At 64.2% G+C, this 19,973-nt stretch carries 20 protein-coding genes; all 20 read right to left on the bottom strand.

All coding sequences use genetic code 11. The features are described from left to right. Positions 1-28 precede the first annotated feature (28 nt). Positions 29-811, bottom strand: a complete 783-nt coding sequence (locus RI03_RS08495) for a type III pantothenate kinase (RefSeq protein WP_010216667.1) — start codon at positions 809-811, stop codon at positions 29-31. Positions 812-829: 18 nt separating this feature from the next. Beyond that, positions 830-1,639, bottom strand: coding sequence for a biotin--[acetyl-CoA-carboxylase] ligase (locus RI03_RS24600; protein WP_443208552.1), 810 nt, complete (start codon positions 1,637-1,639; stop codon positions 830-832). A 56-nt stretch (positions 1,640-1,695) separates the two neighbouring features. Further along, the gene (gene nuoN / locus RI03_RS08485; protein ID WP_010163530.1) at positions 1,696-3,150 is read right to left on the bottom strand and encodes an NADH-quinone oxidoreductase subunit NuoN; all 1,455 of its coding nucleotides are present in this window, start codon (positions 3,148-3,150) and stop codon (positions 1,696-1,698) included. Further along, on the bottom strand, positions 3,147-4,676 hold the full coding sequence (locus RI03_RS08480; RefSeq protein ID WP_010216663.1) for an NADH-quinone oxidoreductase subunit M: 1,530 nt from the start codon (positions 4,674-4,676) through the stop codon (positions 3,147-3,149). Before RI03_RS08480 ends, nuoN begins: the two co-directional genes overlap by 4 nt. After that, a complete protein-coding gene (gene nuoL, locus RI03_RS08475) occupies positions 4,673-6,859 on the bottom strand; it encodes an NADH-quinone oxidoreductase subunit L (RefSeq protein WP_010216659.1) in 2,187 nt (728 codons plus the stop codon). Before nuoL ends, RI03_RS08480 begins: the two co-directional genes overlap by 4 nt. Before the next feature lie 5 nt (positions 6,860-6,864). Beyond that, on the bottom strand, positions 6,865-7,173 hold the full coding sequence (gene nuoK / locus RI03_RS08470) for an NADH-quinone oxidoreductase subunit NuoK (protein ID WP_010163525.1): 309 nt from the start codon (positions 7,171-7,173) through the stop codon (positions 6,865-6,867). Further along, a complete protein-coding gene (locus RI03_RS08465) occupies positions 7,170-7,781 on the bottom strand; it encodes an NADH-quinone oxidoreductase subunit J (protein WP_010163524.1) in 612 nt (203 codons plus the stop codon). The genes nuoK and RI03_RS08465 overlap by 4 nt, the downstream gene beginning before the upstream one ends. 34 nt (positions 7,782-7,815) lie before the next feature. After that, positions 7,816-8,301 carry an NADH-quinone oxidoreductase subunit NuoI gene (nuoI, locus tag RI03_RS08460; protein ID WP_010163523.1) on the bottom strand — a complete coding sequence of 162 codons (486 nt, stop codon included), beginning with the start codon at positions 8,299-8,301 and terminating at the stop codon, positions 7,816-7,818. Then, entirely contained in the window at positions 8,298-9,467 is a 1,170-nt protein-coding gene (nuoH, locus tag RI03_RS08455; protein ID WP_010216654.1) for an NADH-quinone oxidoreductase subunit NuoH, read from the bottom strand. The genes nuoI and nuoH overlap by 4 nt, the downstream gene beginning before the upstream one ends. After that, entirely contained in the window at positions 9,464-11,464 is a 2,001-nt protein-coding gene (gene nuoG / locus RI03_RS08450; protein WP_010216651.1) for an NADH-quinone oxidoreductase subunit NuoG, read from the bottom strand. Before nuoG ends, nuoH begins: the two co-directional genes overlap by 4 nt. Continuing rightward, entirely contained in the window at positions 11,464-12,768 is a 1,305-nt protein-coding gene (gene nuoF / locus RI03_RS08445) for an NADH-quinone oxidoreductase subunit NuoF (RefSeq protein WP_010216648.1), read from the bottom strand. Before nuoF ends, nuoG begins: the two co-directional genes overlap by 1 nt. Beyond that, a complete protein-coding gene (locus tag RI03_RS08440) occupies positions 12,768-13,436 on the bottom strand; it encodes a complex I 24 kDa subunit family protein (protein ID WP_010216646.1) in 669 nt (222 codons plus the stop codon). Before RI03_RS08440 ends, nuoF begins: the two co-directional genes overlap by 1 nt. Next, positions 13,436-14,671, bottom strand: a complete 1,236-nt coding sequence (locus RI03_RS08435; protein WP_010216644.1) for an NADH-quinone oxidoreductase subunit D — start codon at positions 14,669-14,671, stop codon at positions 13,436-13,438. The genes RI03_RS08440 and RI03_RS08435 overlap by 1 nt, the downstream gene beginning before the upstream one ends. After that, positions 14,668-15,492 (bottom strand): NADH-quinone oxidoreductase subunit C, encoded by an 825-nt coding sequence (locus tag RI03_RS08430; protein WP_010216643.1) that lies wholly within the window; start codon positions 15,490-15,492, stop codon positions 14,668-14,670. The genes RI03_RS08435 and RI03_RS08430 overlap by 4 nt, the downstream gene beginning before the upstream one ends. Further along, positions 15,489-16,043: a NuoB/complex I 20 kDa subunit family protein gene (locus tag RI03_RS08425; RefSeq protein WP_010216641.1), complete on the bottom strand. Its 555-nt coding sequence runs from the start codon at positions 16,041-16,043 to the stop codon at positions 15,489-15,491. Before RI03_RS08425 ends, RI03_RS08430 begins: the two co-directional genes overlap by 4 nt. After that, the gene (ndhC, locus tag RI03_RS08420; RefSeq protein ID WP_010163508.1) at positions 16,034-16,408 is read right to left on the bottom strand and encodes an NADH-quinone oxidoreductase subunit A; all 375 of its coding nucleotides are present in this window, start codon (positions 16,406-16,408) and stop codon (positions 16,034-16,036) included. Before ndhC ends, RI03_RS08425 begins: the two co-directional genes overlap by 10 nt. 277 nt (positions 16,409-16,685) lie before the next feature. Further along, on the bottom strand, positions 16,686-17,498 hold the full coding sequence (locus RI03_RS08415; RefSeq protein ID WP_010216638.1) for an inositol monophosphatase family protein: 813 nt from the start codon (positions 17,496-17,498) through the stop codon (positions 16,686-16,688). Between the two features lie 148 nt (positions 17,499-17,646). Continuing rightward, entirely contained in the window at positions 17,647-18,210 is a 564-nt protein-coding gene (gene efp, locus RI03_RS08410) for an elongation factor P (protein ID WP_010216636.1), read from the bottom strand. A 63-nt stretch (positions 18,211-18,273) separates the two neighbouring features. Further along, positions 18,274-18,900, bottom strand: coding sequence for a M23 family metallopeptidase (locus tag RI03_RS08405; RefSeq protein WP_010216634.1), 627 nt, complete (start codon positions 18,898-18,900; stop codon positions 18,274-18,276). 15 nt (positions 18,901-18,915) lie between these two features. Further along, positions 18,916-19,857 (bottom strand): L,D-transpeptidase family protein, encoded by a 942-nt coding sequence (locus tag RI03_RS08400; RefSeq protein WP_010216632.1) that lies wholly within the window; start codon positions 19,855-19,857, stop codon positions 18,916-18,918. Positions 19,858-19,973: the final 116 nt, after the last annotated feature.

Here is a 19,973-nt window from a genome sequence, read left to right as displayed (position 1 = left end):
CCGAGGTCGGCGCACACACGCATGGACTCTAGGCCTGTATATGGGCGCGTTCCCACAAAATCGCCAGCCCCTGAATGGTAAGATCGGGTTCGATCGCGTCGAAAGCGTCGGTATGCTGTTCGAACAGCACCGCTAGCCCTCCGGTTGCGACCACCGTACAGGGCCGCCCGACCTCCGCCTTCATCCGCGCAACCAGTCCCTCGATCATCGCGACATAGCCCCAATAGATGCCGATATGCATCTGCGTGACGGTGTCGCGCCCGATGACGCTGGTGTCGCCAGGCGCCTCGATCGCGATCCGCGGCAGCTTGGCGGCGGCGGTGACGAGCGCGTCGAGCGACAGGTTGATGCCGGGCGCGATGATCCCGCCCTTGTACGCGCCGGTATAGTCGACGACGTCGAAGGTCGCTGCCGTACCGAAGTCGATCACGATGAGATCGCCCGGATGCCGCGCGTGCGCCGCGATCATCGTGACGGCGCGGTCCGCGCCGACGCTATTGGGTTCGAGCACGTCGAGCTGCATGCCCCATTCCACCGGTGCCTGCCCCGCGATCAGCGGCTCGCTGTCGAAATACTTGCGCGCAAGCGTCTGGAGGTTGTGGAGCGCGCGCGGGACGACGGTCGCGATGATGACACCCGTCACCTGCTTGCGATCATAGCCTTCGAGGTTGAGCAACTGGCTCAGCCATACCGCATATTCGTCCGCGGTGCGCCGCGGGTCGGTTGCGATACGCCAGCGTGCCTTGATCGCTTGCCCTTCGAGCAGCGCGAAGACGATGTTGGTATTCCCGGCGTCGATCGCGAGCAGCATGGCGGGGAGAAGACCTTGTCAGAGGAGGAATACGTCGCCCGCGTGAATGACACGCGCGGTGCCATCCGCCAAGCGCAGGATGAGCGCGCCGTCGCTGTCGAGCCCGTTGAACAGCCCGTCGGTCGCGCTGCCGTCCGGGAGCCGCGCGGTGAGCGCGGTGCCGATCGGGTGCGCACGCTCGAGCCAGCGGCTGCGGACGGGCGCGAGGCCTTGCCCGCGCCAGATGCCCAGCCAGCGCGCGAAGGAGTCGGCGAGCGTTTCGGCGAAGTCGGCGGGGTCGGGGGTTGCTCCGTGTGCGGCGAGGCTTGTGGCGAGGCGATCGGTATTGGTCGGGTGATGCGCGAGGTTGACTCCGATCCCGACGACGATCGCGTCGCCGGTGCGTTCGAGCAGGATGCCGGAGATCTTGGCGCCGTCGATGAGGAGGTCATTGGGCCATTTCAGGACCAAGCCTTCCCCGCTTCCCCTTTCACTACCCCGGCGAAGGCCGGGGCCTAGCAGCGACTCCGGAGTTTGCTTACTGCTGCGCCCAGTTACCTCGGCCTGCGCGACTGGGCCCCGGCCTTCGCCGGGGAAGCGTGAGGTGAGTGGGAAGGGCGAAACTGGTGGGGAGTATGGAGGGAGGTACGCCCGGACCACCTCTTCCAGCGCAACCGCGGCCGCCAGCGCAAGGGTGGCCGGAGCAGGATCCCCACCGCGCACCCGGACCACACTCGACCCATAGAAATTCCCGACCGGCGAAACCCAGAGCCGCCCTTGCCGCCCGCGCCCCCCGGTCTGCCGCTCGGCGCGCAACCAGATCCCCTCGGAGATCCCGCTGCGCGCCAACTCCAGCATGTCGGCATTGGTAGACCCCGTCTCGGCGACGGTACAAACCCGCTCGCTCAGAACAGCGCCTTCGCCGCAACCATCGTCGCGCCACCGAGGCTCGCAAGACCAAGCCAACCGATCGGCGAGATCGCTGCCGCCATCACCGCGATCAGCCCGCCCTCGACCGGGTCGGTCCGCACTGCAAGCGGCGCGCCCTCGACCGTCTCGGCGGGGGCATCGATGTACATCACCTTCACGACGCGCAGGTAATAGAAGGCACCGATCACCGAAGCGACGAAACCGACCACCGCGAGCGGGTACAGCCCGGCAACGATCGCCGCTTGGAACACCGCGACCTTGGCGTTGAAGCCGAGCATCGGCGGGATGCCTGCGAGCGAGAACATGAAGATCGCCATCGCCAGCGCCAGACCCGGTCGCGTCCGCGACAGGCCGGCAAGCGCGGTGATGCTCTCGACCGGCTGCCCGGCGGCATCCTTCATCTGAAGGACGATCAGGAAGCTGCCCAGCGTCATCACGACATAGACCGTCAGGTAGAACAGCACCGCCGCAACACCCGCCTGCGTGCCGGCCGCAAGACCGATCAGCACGAAGCCGACGTTGTTGATCGACGAATAAGCGAGCAGCCGCTTGATGTTGGTTTGCCCGATCGCCGCGACCGCACCGAAGATGATCGACGCGAGCGCCGCGAAGATCACGATCTGACGCCACTGGTCCGTCGCCGGACCCATCGCCTCGACCGCGACGCGGACCGACAAGGCGACGGCTGCCACCTTGGGGGCGGAAGCGAAGAAGGTCGTCACCGGCGTCGGCGCGCCCTCGTATACGTCCGGGGTCCACATGTGGAACGGAACGACGCTCATCTTGAACGCGAGGCCAGCGAAGACGAAGACGAGGCCAAAGGTCAGCCCGAGCGAACGGCCAGCGCCGTACGCGGTCGCGATCGACGAGAACAGCGTGGTACCGCTGAAGCCGTACACCAGCGATATGCCGTACAGCAGGATCCCGCTCGCCAGCGCGCCCAGCACGAAATACTTGAGGCCAGCTTCCGCCGACCGCGTGTCGCGGCGCATGAAGCTCGCCAGCACGTAGGCCGCGAGGCTCTGGAGTTCGAGACCGACGTACAACGTCAGCAGGTCACCCGCGGACACCATCATGCTCATGCCCGCTGCGGACAGCAGGATCAGCACGGGATATTCGGGCCGCAGATCATCGCCACGGCCCGCCGCGAAGAAGCGCGGCGCGACGATGATCGCAACCGCTGACGCGCCGAAGATCAGGACCTTGGCAAAGGTCGCGAACGCATCCGCGCGGAACAGCCCGCCGAACGCGGCACCGCCATAAGACGCAGGCCCGGTCAGCGCGATCATCGCGCCCGCCAGCACCGCAACCGCGGCAACGGACACCATCCGCGTCGACGCCTGGCCGCCCCAGGCAGACACCAGCATGAGAGCAATCGCCCCGAGCGCGAGGATCTCCTCGGGGAGAACCATCAGAAGCGACATGTTCATGGCCGTGCCTCCATATGCGTGGCGGGCAGTGCGATGGCCTTGCCCGCGGTCGGCAGCGAGTCACCCGCCGGGGTCGCGCGGGCGATCCGCGCCTGCAGCGTCGCGACGTCCTTGCGCATCGGCGCGAGGAAGCTCTCGGGATACACGCCCATCCACAGCGCTACCGCTGCAATCGGGGCCAGCAGCGCAATTTCACGCAGCGAAAGATCGGGCATTGCGCGCACATCGTCCTTGGTCAGATCGCCGAATACGACACGGCGGTAGAGGTAGAGCATATAGGCAGCCCCGAGGATGATCCCGGTGGTGCACAACAGCGTGATGACGGTCGAGACGCGATACGTCCCAGCGAGACTCAGGAACTCGCCGACGAACCCGCTCGTGCCCGGCAAGCCAATCGATGCCATCGTGAAGAACAGGAACAGCACGGCGTATCGCGGCATGTTTATCGCGAGACCCCCATAACGCGAGATCTCGCGGGTATGGAGCCGGTCGTAGATCACGCCGACACACAGGAACAAGGCTGCCGAGACGAGGCCATGGCTGAGCATGACGATCATCGCGCCCTCGATCCCCTGCCGGTTGAACGCGAACAGGCCGATCGTCACGATCGCCATATGCGCGACCGACGAATACGCGATCAGCTTCTTCATGTCCGACTGCACGAGGGCCACCAGCGAGGTGTAGATCACCGCGATCGCCGACAGGCCGAGCACCAGCCACGTCAGCTGCGCCGACGCTTCAGGGAACATCGGCAGCGAAAAGCGCAGGAAGCCGTATCCGCCAAGCTTGAGCAGAACGCCCGCCAGGATCACCGAGCCAGCGGTCGGCGCCTGGACGTGCGCGTCGGGAAGCCAGGTGTGGAACGGCCACATCGGCATCTTGACCGCGAACGACGCGAAGAACGCCAGCCACAGGAAGGTCTGCGCCTTCACCGGGAAGTCGGTCCGCAGCAGCGTCGGAATGTCGCTGGTCCCTGCGAAATTCGCCATCCACAGCATCGCCACCAGCATCAGCACCGAGCCGAGCAACGTATAGAGGAAGAATTTATACGAGGCGTAGATGCGGTTCACGCCACCCCAGATGCCGATGATGAGATACATCGGGATCAGGCCGGCTTCGAAGAAGATGTAGAACAGGAACAGGTCCTGCGCCGCGAACGTGCCGATCATCAGCACTTCGGTGACGAGGAATGCCGCCATATATTCCTGAACGCGGTTGGTCACCGCGACCCAGCTCGCCCCGATGCACACCGGCATCAGGAACACGCTGAGCATCACCAGCAGCAGCGCGAACCCGTCGATGCCCAGCTTCCAGCTGAAGATGCCGAGGTTGCCGGCGTCCTCGACGAACTGCCACTGCGCCCCGCCGATGTCATAGCTGGTCCACAGGCCGATCCCGAGCACAAGATCGACCAGCGTCGCGATCAGCGCAATCCAGCGTGCGCCTTGCGCGCTGGAAAAGAGGCAGGCCACGGCCGCGATCGCAGGGATCGCGAGCATGATCGAAAGGATTGGAATGCCGCTCACTTGCTCGTCGCCCAGATGTTGATCGCCCAGGTCACGGCTCCGGTGAGACCGAGCAGCATGACGAACGCGTAAGTGTAGACATAACCCGACTGGATCCGGCCCGCGACGCGCGAGCTACGCTCGACGATCCAGGCCGAACCGTTCGGCCCGAAGCGATCGATCGTCTTCTCGTCCCCGCGGTGCCAGAAGAAGCGGCCGATGGCGAACGCCGGCTTCACGAACAGCAGATCGTACAATTCGTCGAAATACCACTTGTGGAGCAGGAAGTCGTAAACCGGCGCAAACGTCTCGGCGAGCTTCTGCGACACACCCGGTGACCGGATGTAGAAGACGTACGCGCCGACCAGACCGGTCAGCATCGCGATCGTGGCGGACAGCTTCACCAGCAACGGAACCTCGTGCATCGCGTGCATCAGATGTTCGCGGAACGCGATCGCGCCGTGCCAATACTCTTCGCCCGCGGTCGGCTCGATGAAGTAGCCGTGGAACACGAACCCGGCCGCAATCGCACCGATCGAGAGAATGATCAGCGGGATAAGGATCGGGAACGGGCTTTCGTGCGGATGATAGCCACCCGTGCCGTCGCCCTTGGTCGTAAACACCGGATGCAGCGGGACGGCATGGCCGTGCGCGCCGTGTGCATGGTCGTCATGACCGTGCGGCTCACTGCCCTGCCCTTCCTTGGCGGCTTCCCCGTGATGCGCGTGCGCAGCAGTGGTGCCGTGATCGTCGTGGCCAGCGTGGACGGCGTCATGGCCGTGGCCGTGCGCGTCGTGGATCGCATGCTGGATATGCTCGGACTGCTCCCAACGCGGCTTGCCCCAGAAGGTGAGGAACATCAGACGCCACGAGTAGAAGCTCGTCAGCAACGCCACGATGATCCCGACGATCGACGCGCCGTGATTGCCCGAAGCCCAGGCCGCCTCGATGATCGCGTCCTTCGAGTGGAAGCCGGCGAACCCGATTGCGAGCGTATTGCCGAACACCGCAGGGATACCGACGCCAGTGATCGCCAGCGTGCCCATCATCATGCCCCAGAAGGTGATCGGGATGCTTTTCCGCAGACCACCATAATAGCGCATGTCCTGCTCGTGATGCATCGAGTGGATCACCGAACCGGCACCAAGGAACAGCAGCGCCTTGAAGAACGCGTGCGTGAACAGATGGAACATCGCGGCGCCATACGCCCCGCACCCGGCGGCAAAGAACATGTACCCGAGCTGCGAGCAAGTCGAATACGCGATGACGCGCTTGATGTCGGTCTGCACCAGCCCGACCGTCGCAGCGAACAGGCAGGTCGCTGCCCCGACCGTCATCACGACCGTCAGCGCGAACGGCGACGTCTCGAACATCGGCGACAGGCGGCACACCATGAACACGCCGGCGGTCACCATCGTCGCTGCGTGGATCAGCGCCGACACCGGGGTCGGGCCTTCCATCGCGTCCGGCAACCAGGTGTGGAGGCCGAGCTGCGCCGACTTGCCCATCGCACCGACGAATAGCAGTAGGCACAGCAGCGTCATCGTATCGACACGGTAGCCCCAGAAGCCGATCGTCGAGCCCATCATCCCCGGCGCGAGCCGCAGGATCTCGGGGATCGAGACGGTGTGGAAGACGAGATACGTGCCGAAAATACCGAGCATGAAGCCGAGATCGCCGACGCGATTGACGACGAACGCCTTGATCGCGGCGGCATTGGCGCTGGGCTTGCGGAACCAGAAACCGATCAGGAGGTAGGATGCGAGACCCACGCCTTCCCAGCCGAAGAACATCTGAACGAGGTTGTCCGCGGTCACCAGCATCAGCATCGCGAAGGTGAACAGCGACAGATACGCGAAGAAGCGCGGCTGGTCGGGGTCCTCCTCCATATAGCCCCAGCTATACAGATGGACGAGCGCCGAGACGCTGGTGATGACGACGAGCATGACCGCGGTCAGCGCGTCGACGCGGAGCGACCAGTCGATCACCATGTCGCCGGAATGGATCCAGTCGAGCACCGGCACGACCGTCGCTTCGCCACCACCGAGGTAATGGATGAAGATCGGCCAGCTGAGCAGGCACGACGCGAACAGCGCGCCGGTCGTCACGATCTTGGGCAGCGCGGAGCCGAAGCCCTTGTTCGCGAACCCAGCAATCAGTGACGCAAGCAGCGGGACGAAGACGATGAGAAGAATCGAATGCACGTAACTTACCCCTGCATCCGGTTGGCGTCGTCGACCGAGATCGTCCCGCGGCTACGGAAATAGATAACGAGGATGGCAAGCCCGATGGCCGCCTCACCCGCCGCGACCGTCAGCACGAACATCGCGAACACCTGTCCGACGAGATCGTGGAGATAGCCCGAGAAGGCGACGAAGTTGAGGTTCACCGCGAGCAGGATCAGCTCGACCGCCATCAGCATGACGATGAGGTTCTTGCGGTTGGCGATGATGCCCAGCACGCCGAGCGCGAACAGGATCGCGCCCACGACGAGATAATGGCCCAAACCGATCGTCATAGCTCCACCCCTGCGCCGACCGTCGGCTGCGTATTGCGCGTCGCGTCCTGCGGACGGCGCGCGTTCTGCCGCGAAATGTTCTGCTTGCGCGACCCCGAGCGTTCGCGGTGCGTCAGCACGATCGCGCCGATCATCGCGACGAGCAACACGAGCCCTGCGCCTTCGAACACGAACAGATAGCGCGTGTAGAGCACCATCCCGAGCGCCTGGATGTTCGAGATCGTCTCGGGCGTCGGTGCCGCCCGGCGGGCGAGCTCGATCTTGCCCGCGCTCCAGGCCCCGAAAGCGAGCATGATCTCGGCCGCCAGCCCGACCGCGAACACCGCGCCGATCGCGGCGTAGCGCGCGAAGCCGGCGCGCAATTCGGCGAAATCGATGTTGAGCATCATCACGACGAACAGGAACAGCACGGCGACGGCGCCCACGTACACGATGACGAGCAGCATCGCGATGAACTCGGCACCGACGAGGACCATCAGGCCCGCTGCGTTGAAGAAGGCCAGAATCAGCCACAACACGGCATGCACCGGGTTGCGCGAGGTGATGGTCAGCGCGGCTGACGCGATCACGATCGCTGCGAAAAGATAAAAGGCGAGTGCCTGGATCACGGTTTTCTGGGGCCCCTCAGAGTCGGTGCGGCGCTTAACGGTAAGGCGCGTCGGCGGCAAGGTTCGCGGCGATCGCGCTTTCCCAACGGTCGCCATTCGCCAGCAGCTTGGTCTTGTCGTAGATCAGTTCTTCGCGCGTCTCGGTCGCATATTCGAAGTTCGGACCCTCGACGACCGCGTCGACCGGGCAGGCTTCCTGGCACAGGCCACAGAAGATGCACTTGGTCATGTCGATGTCGTAACGCGTCGTGCGGCGCGAACCGTCGTCCCGCGGCTCGGCCTCGATCGTGATCGCCTGCGCCGGGCACACTGCTTCACACAGCTTGCACGCGATGCAGCGTTCCTCGCCGTTGGGATAGCGGCGCAGCACATGCTCGCCACGGAAGCGCGGGCTGATCGGGTTCTTCTCGAACGGATAGTTGATTGTCGCCTTGGCCTTGAAGAAATACTTCAGAGTCAGTGCGTGTGCCTTGAGGAATTCCCAAAGCGTATAGGACTTGATGATCTGGGCGACGCTCACGAGCGCTTCTCCAACTGGTTCACGGGAGCAGCCTGGCACACGCCATCGGTGGGATAGCGCGGACGACCGTCGTCGTAGAGATATTGCTTGGTATAGATCCGGTTCTCGGGCGCGCACTCGGTGCCGACGCGCGTGACCATCAGGACACCGGAGACGAGGAACACCCAGAACAGCGACAGCGGGAGGAAAATCTTCCAGCCCAGCCGCATCAGCTGGTCATAACGGTAGCGCGGGACCGTCGCCTTGACCCAGCTGAACACGAAGAAGAACATCAGGATCTTGATGAACAGCCAGATGATCCCCGGCACGACATAGAGCGGTGCCCAGTCAAACGGCGGCAGATACCCGCCCCAGAACAGCGTCGCGTTGAGCGCGCACATCAGGATCACGTTGGCATATTCGCCGAGCCAGTAGAGCGCGAACGACATCGACGAATATTCGGTCTGGTAGCCGGCGACGAGCTCGCTCTCCGCCTCGGCCAGATCGAACGGCGCACGCTGCGTTTCCGCAAGCGACGAGATGAAGAACACCACCGCCATCGGGAACAGCAAGGGGTTGAGGAAGAAGCCGTTGATCGGCGTCCCCATCACGCTCTTCTGCGCCTCGACGATGTTGGTCAGGTTGAAGCTGCCGCTCCACAGTACGATCGAGATGAGCACGAAGCCGATCGCGACTTCATACGACACCATCTGCGCCGCGGCGCGGATCGCGGAGAAGAACGGATATTTCGAGTTGGACGACCAGCCTGCGAGGATCACGCCGTACACGCCGATCGAGGAGGCGGCGAGAACGTACAACAGTCCGACGTTGATGTCGGCAAGCGCGGCGCGCGCATCGAACGGGACCACCGCCCAGACGATCAATGCGACCGTGAAGGTGATGATCGGCGCGATGATGAACAGCGTCTTGTTCGCCGCCGACGGGATGATCGTTTCCTGCAGGAAAACCTTCAGACCGTCTGCGAACGACTGGAGCAACCCGAACGGGCCGACCACGTTGGGACCACGCCGGAGCGCCATCGACGCCCAGATCTTACGATCCGCGTAGATCAGCATCGCGACCGCCAGCATGACCGGCAGCGCGATCAGCAGGATGTCCATCAGCGTGGCGAGAAACCACGCCCAGCCATAGGGCATGCCGAAACGGTAAGTAAAAAACGACGTCATTCCGCTGCCTCCGCGAAATCTTCGCCGTGGACAAGTTCAGCCGAGCAGCGCTGCATCGTCGGGCTCGCCCGGCAAATCGCGTTGGTCAGATAGAAATCCTGAATTGGGTAACCGGTCAGTGCGCCCGAAGCCGCCGCGTTGAGCGCAGGCGGTGCCCAGTCGAACGTCGCCAGCCCGAGCGTTGCGAGCGCAGGCGTGTCGTTCGCCATGTCGGCGCGCAACGCTTCGATCGTGTCGAACGGCAGCGTCTTGCCCATCATGCCCGACAAAGCGCGCAGGATCGTCCAGTCCTCGCGTGCGTCGCCCGGCGGGAACACCGCACGCTCGCCACGCTGAACGCGACCCTCGAGGTTGACGTACGTCCCCGATTTCTCGGCATAGCTCGCACCCGGCAGAACGACGTCGGCAGCAGCCGCGCCCTTGTCGCCATGATGGCCGATGTACACCTTGAACGTGCCCTCGAACGCGCCGAAGTCGACCTCGTCCGCGCCCAGGAAGAACGCGAGCTTCGGCTTGGCCGCGACGACGTCCGCGATGCCGCCCTTCTGCGCATAACCAAGCATCAGCCCGCCCATGCGGCTCGCCGCCATGTGGAGCACGTTGAAGCCGTTCCACCCATCCTTGACCAGACCCAGCGGCGACACCAGCGCAAGCGCCGCACCCAGCGACTTGAGCGCTGCCCCGCCGACGATCATCATCGGACGCTCGGCCTTGGCGAACGCCTCGGTCACCGCCTCGGGCAGATTGCCGAGCACGCCGAGATCCTCGCCGAGCCATTCGACCTTATAGGTCAGCTCGGTTTCCGGCCCGATCGCGAAGACCTTCGCGCCGCGCTTGATGGCTTTCCGAATCCGCGTGTTCACCAGCGGCGCTTCCCAGCGCACGTTGCTGCCCACGATCAGGATCACGTCGGCCTGTTCGGTGCCCGCGATCGTCGTGTTGAAATTGACCGCGGCCAGATTGGTCGTGTCGTAATCCATGCCGGTCTGGCGGCCTTCGAGCAGGGTCGAGCCCATGCTGCCGAGCAGCGCCTTGGCGGCATACATCGTCTCGCAATCGACCAGATCGCCAGCGACTGCAGCAATACTCGACCCGGCATCGACCTGCGAAATCGCGAGGAATGCGGCATCCCACGAGGCTTCGGTCAGGCGGCCGCCTTTACGGATATACGGCTTGTCGAGACGGCGACGGACCAGGCCGTCAACCGCGTGGCGCGTCTTGTCGCTCGCCCATTCCTCGTTCACGTCCTCGTTGATCCGCGGCACCGCGCGCAGCACCTGACGACCACGGCTGTCGAGCCGGATGTTGGTGCCGACCGCGTCCATTACGTCGATCGTCAGCGTCTTGCGGAGTTCCCACGGACGCGCCTCGAACGCGTACGGCTTGGAGGTCAGCGCACCGACCGGGCACAGATCGACGACGTTGCCCGACAGCTCGCTCGTCACGGCATGTTCGAGATAGGACACGATCTGCATGTCCTCGCCGCGACCGATCGCGCCGATTTCCTCGACGCCGGCGACCTCCTCGGCAAAGCGGATGCAACGCGTGCACTGGATGCACCGCGTCATCACCGTCTTGACGATCGGCCCCATGTACTTCTCGGTGACCGCGCGCTTGTTCTCGTCATAGCGCGACTGGCCGCGCCCATAAGCGAGGCTCTGGTCCTGCAGGTCGCATTCGCCACCCTGATCGCAGATCGGGCAATCGAGCGGATGGTTTATCAGGAGGAACTCCATCACCCCTTCGCGCGCGTTCTTGACCATCGGCGAGTTGGTGAAGATCTCCTGCTTGTCGGCGGCCGGCAGTGCGCACGATGCCTGTGGCTTCGGAGGTCCGGGCTTCACCTCGACCAGGCACATGCGGCAATTGCCCGCGATGCTCAGACGCTCGTGATAGCAGAAGCGCGGGATTTCCTTGCCCGCGATTTCGCACGCCTGGAGCACAGTGGCACCAGCGGGCACTTCGACTTCGACGCCGTCGACTTTGACAATAGGCATTATTCAGCCGCTTCCATCATCGGGCTCAGCCCGCCGCCACGCTTTTCGGTGATCCGCCGCTCCATTTCGGGGCGGAAGTGCTTGATCAGGCCCTGAATCGGCCATGCCGCAGCATCGCCGAGCGCACAGATCGTGTGGCCCTCGACCTGCTTGGTCACCTGATACAGCGTATCGATCTCGGAAATGTCCGCGTCGCCGGTGCGCATCCGCTCCATCACGCGCCACATCCAGCCAGTGCCCTCGCGGCACGGCGTGCACTGGCCGCAGCTCTCATGCTTGTAGAAGTAGGAGAGACGGCTGATCGCACGGACGATGTCGGTCGACTTGTCCATCACGATGATCGCAGCGGTACCCAGGCCCGAGCCGACCTTCTTGAGGCCGTCGAAGTCCATCGGGCAATCCATGATCTCGGCGGCCGGCACCAGCGGCACCGACGACCCGCCCGGGATGACCGCGAGCAGATTGTCCCACCCGCCGCGGATCCCGCCGCAATGCGTTTCGATCAGTTCGCGGAAGGTGATGCTCATCGCCTCCTCGACCACGCACGGCTTGTTCACATGCCCGCTGATCTGGAACAACTTGGTGCCGCGGTTGCCCTCGGCGCCGAAGCTCGCGAACCACTCCGGCGAGCGCCGCAGGATCGTCGGGACGACTGCGATCGACTCGACGTTGTTGACCGTCGTCGGGCAGCCATAGAGCCCTGCCCCGGCCGGGAACGGCGGCTTGAGCCGCGGCTGGCCCTTCTTGCCCTCGAGGCTCTCGAGCATCGCGGTCTCTTCGCCGCAGATGTACGCGCCCGCGCCCCGATGGACGAAGACATCGAAGTCATAACCCGAGCCGCTGGCGTTCTTGCCGATCAGGCCCTTGTCATACGCCTCGGCGACCGCGGCGAAGAGGACTTCGGCCTCGCGGATATATTCTCCACGGATGTAGATGTACGCAGCGCGCGCACGCATCGCATAGCCCGCGATCAACGCACCCTCGATCAGCTTGTGCGGATCGTGACGGATGATCTCGCGATCCTTGCACGAGCCCGGCTCGGACTCGTCGGCGTTGATGACGAGGAAGTTCGGCCGGTCCGGTTTGGGCTCCTTGGGCATGAACGACCATTTGGTCCCGGTCGGGAAGCCAGCGCCGCCACGGCCGCGCAAGCCCGATGCCTTAACCGCGTCGATCAAAGCATCCTGCCCGCGCGCCATCAGGCCCTTGGTGTCGTCCCAATCGCCACGCTTGATCGCGGCCTCAAGGTTCCACGGCTGGAAGCCGTAGACGTTGGTGAAAATGCGGTCCTTATCGGCGAGCATCAGGCCCACTCCCCCCGATAGTCATGGTTCTCGTCGACCATCGCGACGAGATTGGTCGGGCCGCCTGCCGCGCAGCTGTCACGCCGCCCGGTCTGCGATCCCGGAGTGACCGGCGTGCCGTTGGCAAGCGCCTCGAGCAATGCGCTGGTCTTGTCGTAATCGAGATCTTCGAAGTTATCATCGTTGATCTGGACCATCGGCGCGTTGGCGCAGGCGCCCAGGCACTCGACTTCGGTCAGCGTGAACATGCCGTCCGGGGTCGTGCGCCCCTTGATCAGCCCCTTGTTCTTGCATGCAGCCAGAACGTCGTCGCTCCCGCCGAGCAGGCACGGCGTCGTGCCGCAAACCTGAACGTGATAGCGGCCGACCGGCGCCATATTGAACATCGTGTAGAAGGTCGCGACCTCATAGACGCGCATGTACGGCACGCTGATCGCCCGCGCGACGAACTCGATCACCGGGACCGGCAGCCATCCCTGCGTCTGCGTCTCTTCGCCGACCTGGCGCTGCGCCAGATCGAGGAACGGGATCGACGCGGATTGCTCGCGCCCTTTGGGATAGCGACCGAGGATCTCGTTCGCTTTCTTCTGGTTTTCCTCGTTCCACGCGAACGCACCCCAGCGGGCGCGGGTCTCGGCTTCGTCGGGGATCTTGGGGGCTTCAGCCATTATCGGTCACATTCACCAAAAACGATATCCATCGCGCCCAGGATCGCGGTCGTATCCGCGAGCATGTGGCCCTTCGACATGAAGTCCATCGCCTGCAGATGCGAGAACGCCGTGGGGCGGATCTTGCAGCGGTACGGCTTGTTCGTGCCATCGGCGACCAGATACACGCCGAACTCGCCCTTGGGGCTTTCGGTCGCGACATAGACGTCGCCTGCGGGCACGTGGAAGCCCTCGGTGTACAGCTTGAAGTGATGGATCAGCGCTTCCATCGACCGCTTCATCTCGGCGCGCTTGGGCGGCACGACCTTGCGGTCGAGCGACGCGATCGGCCCCTCGGGCATGTCGCGCAGGCACTGCTTCATGATCTTCGCGGACTGGCGGACTTCCTCGACGCGCACCATGAACCGGTCATAGCAATCGCCGCGCGTACCGACCGGCACGTCGAATTCCATCCGGTCGTACACGTCGTACGGCTGCGACTTGCGCAGATCCCAGGCGATGCCCGAGCCGCGGATCATCGGACCTGAAAAGCCCCACTTGATCGCGTCGTCACGGCTGACCGTCGCGATGTCGACGTTGCGCTGCTTGAAGATGCGGTTGTCCGCCACAAGCGAGATCGCATCCTCGAACAGCCGCGGCAGGCGCGTATCAAGCCAGTCCGCCAGATCGGCGAGCAGCTTGAGCGGCGCATCCTGATGCACGCCACCCGGACGGAAATACGCGCTGTGCATCCGCGCACCCGAGACCCGCTCGAAGAAGTTCATGCAATCTTCGCGAATCTCGAACAGCCACAGGTTCGGCGTCATCGCGCCGACGTCCATCACGTGCGACCCGAGATTTAGCATGTGGTTCGAAATGCGCGTCAGTTCGGCGAACAGCACGCGGAGGTACTGTGCGCGGAGCGGCACTTCCAGATCGAGCAGCTTCTCGACCGCGAGCACATAGGTATGCTCCATGCACAGCGGCGAGCAATAATCGAGCCGATCGAAATAGGGCAGCGCCTGCATGTACGTCTTGTACTCGATCAGCTTCTCGGTGCCGCGATGCAGCAGCCCGACGTGCGGATCGACCCGCTCGACGATCTCGCCGTCAAGCTCCATCACCAGCCGCAACACCCCGTGCGCGGCGGGATGCTGCGGGCCGAAGTTGATCGTGTAATTCTGGATTTCGACGTCGCCGACTTCCGGGTTTTCCCCGTCGTAGCGATCCTCGAGCTGGTCGAGATACTCGGTCACTGGTTCTGCCCCTTGTTGGAGGGAACGACGTCGGGATCCGCCGGCTTCTCGCCCGCACCCGGACCAGGCTTGCCGGCACCCGATTGCGTGGTGTTCTCGGTCGTCTTGGGCTCGGTCACACCCGACACGGGGCTCTTCGCGGCGTCCGCCTTGACGATCTCGTCCGCCTTGAGCGGCGTGGCCGCTCCCTTGGCTTCGGGAGCTTTCGCCTTCTCGTCACCCGGGAGGACGTATTCGGCACCTTCCCACGGGCTCATGAAGTCGAACGTCCGGAAATCCTGCGCCAGTGCGACGGGCTCATAGACCACGCGCTTGGCTTCTTCCGAATAGCGCAGCTCGACATAGCCGGTCAGCGGGAAGTCCTTGCGCTGCGGGTGCCCACGGAAACCGTAGTCGGTCAGGATTCGGCGCAGATCCGAATTGCCCGAGAACAGCACCCCGTACATGTCGTACACTTCGCGCTCGAGCCAGCCAGCGACCGGCCAGATCCCCGTCACCGACGGCACCGGCTTCTCGTCATCCGTCTGCACGTGAACGCGGAGGCGGTGATTGCGGGTCAGCGACAACAGGCAATAGACGATCTCGAACCGGTCGATCCCGCGATCGGGATAATCGACGCCCGCAATCTCCATCAGCTGCTGATATTCGAGACCCGGCGTGTCGCGCAGCGCGACCATCGTCTCAACCAGCGAAGCGCGGTCGACGTGCAGCGCGACTTCGCCGACCGCATCGAGCGAATGCAGCAGCCGACCACCGAGCGCAGCGGTTGCCGCGTCGATCACGCCGTCATTGGCGCGATAGGCAGGAGCCGGCGCCCTCATCGTTCGATCGTCCCGACGCGACGGATCTTCCGCTGGAGCTGCATGATCCCGTACAGCAACGCTTCCGCGGTTGGCGGGCAACCAGGGACATAGATGTCAACGGGCACGATTCGGTCACAGCCGCGCACGACCGAATAGCTGTAATGGTAATAACCGCCGCCATTGGCGCACGAGCCCATCGAGATGACGTACTTCGGTTCCGACATCTGGTCGTAGACCTTGCGGAGCGCCGGAGCCATCTTGTTGCACAGCGTGCCCGCGACGATCATCACGTCCGACTGGCGCGGGGACGCGCGCGGCGCCGCACCGAAACGCTCGAGATCATAGCGCGGCATGTTGACGTGGATCATCTCGACCGCGCAGCACGCGAGCCCGAAGGTCATCCACCACAGCGAGCCGGTGCGCGCCCAGTGAAACAGGTCCTCGGTCGAGGTGACGAGGAAACCCTTGTCGCCAAGCTCGCCGTTCAGATCGTTGAAGAACGCGGCGTCGGGTTGAACCAGATCCTGGCCCGGCAGGCCAGTGGTCGGGTGCGTCAGTTCTACTCCCATTCGAGAGCTCCCTTCTTCCACGCATAAACAAGGCCGAGCGCGAGTTCGGCGATAAAAAGCATCATCGATCCCCATGCGACCCAGCCAAGCTGGAACACGCTGACCGCCCATGGATACAGGAACGCTGCCTCGAGATCGAAGATGATGAACAGGATCGCGACGAGGTAGAAGCGCACGTCGAACTGGCTGCGCGGATCCTCGAACGCGGGGAAGCCGCACTCATATTCGGAAAGCTTTTCCGCGGTCGGCTTGTGCGCACCGGTCAGGCGCGCGACGAGCATCGGCAGGAACACGAACACGCTGGACAGCACGAGCGCGACGCCGAGGAACAGCAGGATCGGGAGATATTGTGACAGGTCAACCAAGGGTGTTCTCGCATGTGCGAAGGGATGCTGAGGGCTTTAGGACCACAGGCTTTTAGGGGCAAGGGTTGCGGGCGTGAGAATGAATCGCAACAGCGGGTTGGAGGGCGTTGCTAGTAAGCGAGTGCTCCCCGCTCACCGCCCGCCCCGTCCGTCATTCCCGCGAAGGCGGGAAACCATTGACGCAGCGGCAGCAAGGGCGACCAAGGCCAGCCAGTATGGATCCCCGCCTTCGCGAGGATGACGGAGTCGGGAGGAGCGCAGCCCCTCCCCCACCCACTTAACGCAGCGCGCCTGCCAGCAATTTGTGGAGTCGCGACTGCAACCCGTCGTTCGCGGCGAGGAACTCGCTGCGTTCCATCATCTTCTCGCCGCCCCGGAAGTCGGTGACGAACCCGCCCGCTTCTTTCACCAGAAGCAAGCCAGCGGCGACGTCCCACGGCTTGAGACCCGATTCCCAATAGCCGTCGTACCGCCCCGCCGCGACCCAGGCCAGATCGAGCGCCGCCGATCCCATCCGCCGGATGCCGGCGACCTCGGGTGCGATCGCGCCGAAAATGCGCGACCATTCCGCGAAATTGCCGTGTCCCAGGAACGGGATGCCCGTCGCAATCAGCGAGTCGGCAAGGTCACGCCGCGCCGAAACGCGCAGCCGCTGCTCCTGAACCCATGCGCCCCGGCCCTTCTCGGCCCAGAACGCTTCGTCGGTGATCGGCTGATAGACCATCGCCGACGTAATCTCGCGCTTGCCGTTGGGCATCGGCTCCTCGACCGCGATCGAGATCGCGAAGTGCGGGATGCCGTGGAGGAAGTTGGTCGTGCCATCGAGCGGATCGACGATGAAGCGCGGCTTGCTGGGGTCGCCCGGGACTTCGCCGCGCTCTTCCATCAGGAAACCCCAATCGGGGCGTGCCCGCGACAGTTCCTCGTACAGCGTCTGCTCGGCGCGCTGGTCGGCGATCGTCACGAAGTCGGCCGGGCCCTTGCGGCTGACCTGGAGCTGCTGGACCTCGTTGAAGTCACGGCGCAGGCGTGGACCGGCCTTGCGCGCGGCGCGATCGATGACGGTCATCAGACCGGAATGGGAGGGCATATCTTTTTCTTTCTTCTCCCTCTCCCCGCCTGCGGGGAGAGGGTCGGGGAGAGGGGCAGTACAGTGCGGTGCGCTACGATACTGCCCCTCTCCCGTCCTCGCTTCGCTCGGCCACCCTCTCCCCGCAAGCGGGGAGAGGGAGAAGGCGTTATTCCGCGCGCTTCACATAGGTCTGTTCGTACACGTCGACGACGATCCGCGTGCCCGCGCCGATATGCGGCGGGACCATCACGCGGACGCCATTCTCGAGGATCGCGGGCTTGTAGCTCGACGAGGCGGTCTGCCCCTTCACCACCGCGTCCGCCTCGACGATCAGCGCCTCGATCGTGTCGGGGAGCTGGACCGAGATCGGGCGCTCCTCCCACAATTCCATCACGACATCCATGCCGTCCTGCAGGAACGCCGCCGCATCGCCGAGGATATCCGCGTCGAGCGTGATCTGCTCATAATTGATCTTGTCCATGAAGGTCAGCGTGTCGCCCTCGCGGAACAGGAACTGGAAGTCGACCGTGTCGAGCCGCACCTTCTCGAGGCTCTCGGCCGAGCGGAAACGGACGTTGTTCTTGCGGCCGTCGATGAGGTTCTTCAGCTCGACCTGCATGTAGGCACCGCCCTTGCCGGGCTGCGTGTGCTGGATCTTCACCGCACGCCAGATGCCGCCTTCATATTCGAGAATGTTGCCGGGACGGATTTCGACCGCGTTGATCTTCATGGGGTGAGCCTGCGTTGGAAAGAGCCAATCGGCACCCGTTGCAGCGTGCCGTGGCGCGAGGCCTTAGCCGGGCAGCGGCTTGCCCGCAAGATAGGGGAACGGATCGACGTCGGTGCCCTCATACCAATGCTGGGCTGGATCGGTGCGGGTGAGCCCGAAATGCAGGTGGTAATTCCCTGCCCCCGCGTTGCCGGTGTCGCCGACGTAGCCGAGCAACTGCCCGGTCGTGACCGGCTGCCCTTCGTGCAGGCCGGGTGCATAGCCGGCCAGATGCGCGTAATAGAGCGTCCAGGTCCGCGACTGTGAGCGGACGTACACCGTCGTGCCGCCCGCCGCGCTGTCCCACAACTTCTCGACCACGCCGGATGCGGCCGCGATGACCGGCGTGTTCGCGGCCCCCATCACGTCCGTGCCGTGATGCTCCCGCTCCCCGTTCTCGCGCGGATCGCCCCATGAGTCGCTGATATCGCCGCGCCGTACGCCCGACACCGGGACTGCCAGGACGATCGAACCACCCCGCCCCGCGCCGATATCGACCGGCTGCGGCTGACCACGGACCGCGAGCCGCAACCGCGCGATCGGCCCATTGCGCGTGCCGCCCGGCGCGTCGGGAAGGAACACCAGCGCCGCCACCCAGAGGCCGACGACTCCGAGCAGCATCGCAACGACGATCAAACCTACCTTCTTCATCCCCCGCGTCCCGGATTAGCTCTGGAACACGGCTGGCGTTCCCGCCTTGACCATCATCGCCAGGCGGGCGGCATCCCAATTGGTCAGGCGGATGCAGCCATGGCTCTCCGCGCGACCGATCGTCTCGGGCGACGGCGTCCCGTGGATGCCGTAATGCGGCTTGGACAGGTCAAGCCAGACCACGCCGACCGGACCGTTCGGCCCCGGCGGAAGCAGCGCCTGCTTGGAGCCCTTCTTGGCATCCCAGAACAGCGTCGGGTTATAGTGGAACTCCGGGTTGTAGCTTGGCCCGAGTACCTTCCACGTGCCGATCGGCAACGGATCGTGCGTGCTGCCCATCGTCGCCATGAACTGCGCGACGAGCTTGCCGTCCTTGTCGAGGACGCGAAGGACTTCCTTCGACTTGGAAACGACGATCTTCGCGCCCTGCGGCTGCGTCGAGTCGACATTGAGATCGCTCAGCGTCTTGCGCCATGCCTCAGGCAACTTGGGATCATAGGCGCGCTCGGTCGTGATGGCGTTAGGGACGACGATCTGCGTCCCGGCGGTCAGCTTCGTGTCCGGGCTATTGAGCTCGATCAGCACTGCGGGCGTGGTGTGGAACATCTCGCCCATCTTCTCCATCACCGACTTGTAGCCGAGCGCGGGTAGCTTCGACTGGAGCGCCGGGTCCTTGGGGAACGGGTTGGTGAACGGTCCCGTGAGGATGTCGTTGGTCAGCGTGATCTTCTGCGTCGGCCGAAACGCACGATGCGGATACAGCGCCTTCAACGTCGGCTGATCGAGCTTGCCGGTCTTCGGCAGGCCCTGAACTTCCTGGAAGCCCGTGACCGCCGCGACCAGCGACTTGCCTTCCCGCCCGTCGAGCACCCCCGGCGAGAAACCGAGATGATCGAGAATGACCTGTGCATGGAGGACCGAGAGATCGAGCTTCGTTTGCGCGGCGGGAACTGGCAATGGTGCATTGGTTCCCGCCGCGCTGGCGGCAACGAGACCAACCGGGGCCAACGCCAGACAAGCGACGCCGGCAAAGGTTTTGAGCACGGTTTCAGTCTCCTACATGCAAATCCATG

This window comes from Sphingomonas sp. PAMC 26621, from assembly GCF_000251145.1.
In the GTDB taxonomy this organism is placed as follows: Bacteria; Pseudomonadota; Alphaproteobacteria; order Sphingomonadales; family Sphingomonadaceae; genus Sphingomonas.
Note: the sequence above shows the minus strand (reverse complement) of the source record. Positions and strands in the feature narration are given on the sequence as shown.

Excerpts from the sequence above, each read along its gene's own strand:
- RI03_RS08495 (WP_010216667.1), bottom strand. The coding sequence starts at position 811 with ATGCTGCTCGCGATCGACGCCGGGAATACCAACATCGTCTTCGCGCTG.
- nuoN (WP_010163530.1), bottom strand. The coding sequence starts at position 3,150 with ATGAACATGTCGCTTCTGATGGTTCTCCCCGAGGAGATCCTCGCGCTC.
- nuoK (WP_010163525.1), bottom strand. The coding sequence starts at position 7,173 with ATGACGATCGGTTTGGGCCATTATCTCGTCGTGGGCGCGATCCTGTTC.
- nuoH (WP_010216654.1), bottom strand. The coding sequence starts at position 9,467 with ATGACGTCGTTTTTTACTTACCGTTTCGGCATGCCCTATGGCTGGGCG.
- nuoG (WP_010216651.1), bottom strand. The coding sequence starts at position 11,464 with ATGCCTATTGTCAAAGTCGACGGCGTCGAAGTCGAAGTGCCCGCTGGT.
- nuoF (WP_010216648.1), bottom strand. The coding sequence starts at position 12,768 with ATGCTCGCCGATAAGGACCGCATTTTCACCAACGTCTACGGCTTCCAG.
- RI03_RS08440 (WP_010216646.1), bottom strand. The coding sequence starts at position 13,436 with ATGGCTGAAGCCCCCAAGATCCCCGACGAAGCCGAGACCCGCGCCCGC.
- RI03_RS08430 (WP_010216643.1), bottom strand. The coding sequence starts at position 15,492 with ATGAGGGCGCCGGCTCCTGCCTATCGCGCCAATGACGGCGTGATCGAC.
- RI03_RS08425 (WP_010216641.1), bottom strand. The coding sequence starts at position 16,043 with ATGGGAGTAGAACTGACGCACCCGACCACTGGCCTGCCGGGCCAGGAT.
- RI03_RS08415 (WP_010216638.1), bottom strand. The coding sequence starts at position 17,498 with ATGCCCTCCCATTCCGGTCTGATGACCGTCATCGATCGCGCCGCGCGC.
- efp (WP_010216636.1), bottom strand. The coding sequence starts at position 18,210 with ATGAAGATCAACGCGGTCGAAATCCGTCCCGGCAACATTCTCGAATAT.
- RI03_RS08405 (WP_010216634.1), bottom strand. The coding sequence starts at position 18,900 with ATGAAGAAGGTAGGTTTGATCGTCGTTGCGATGCTGCTCGGAGTCGTC.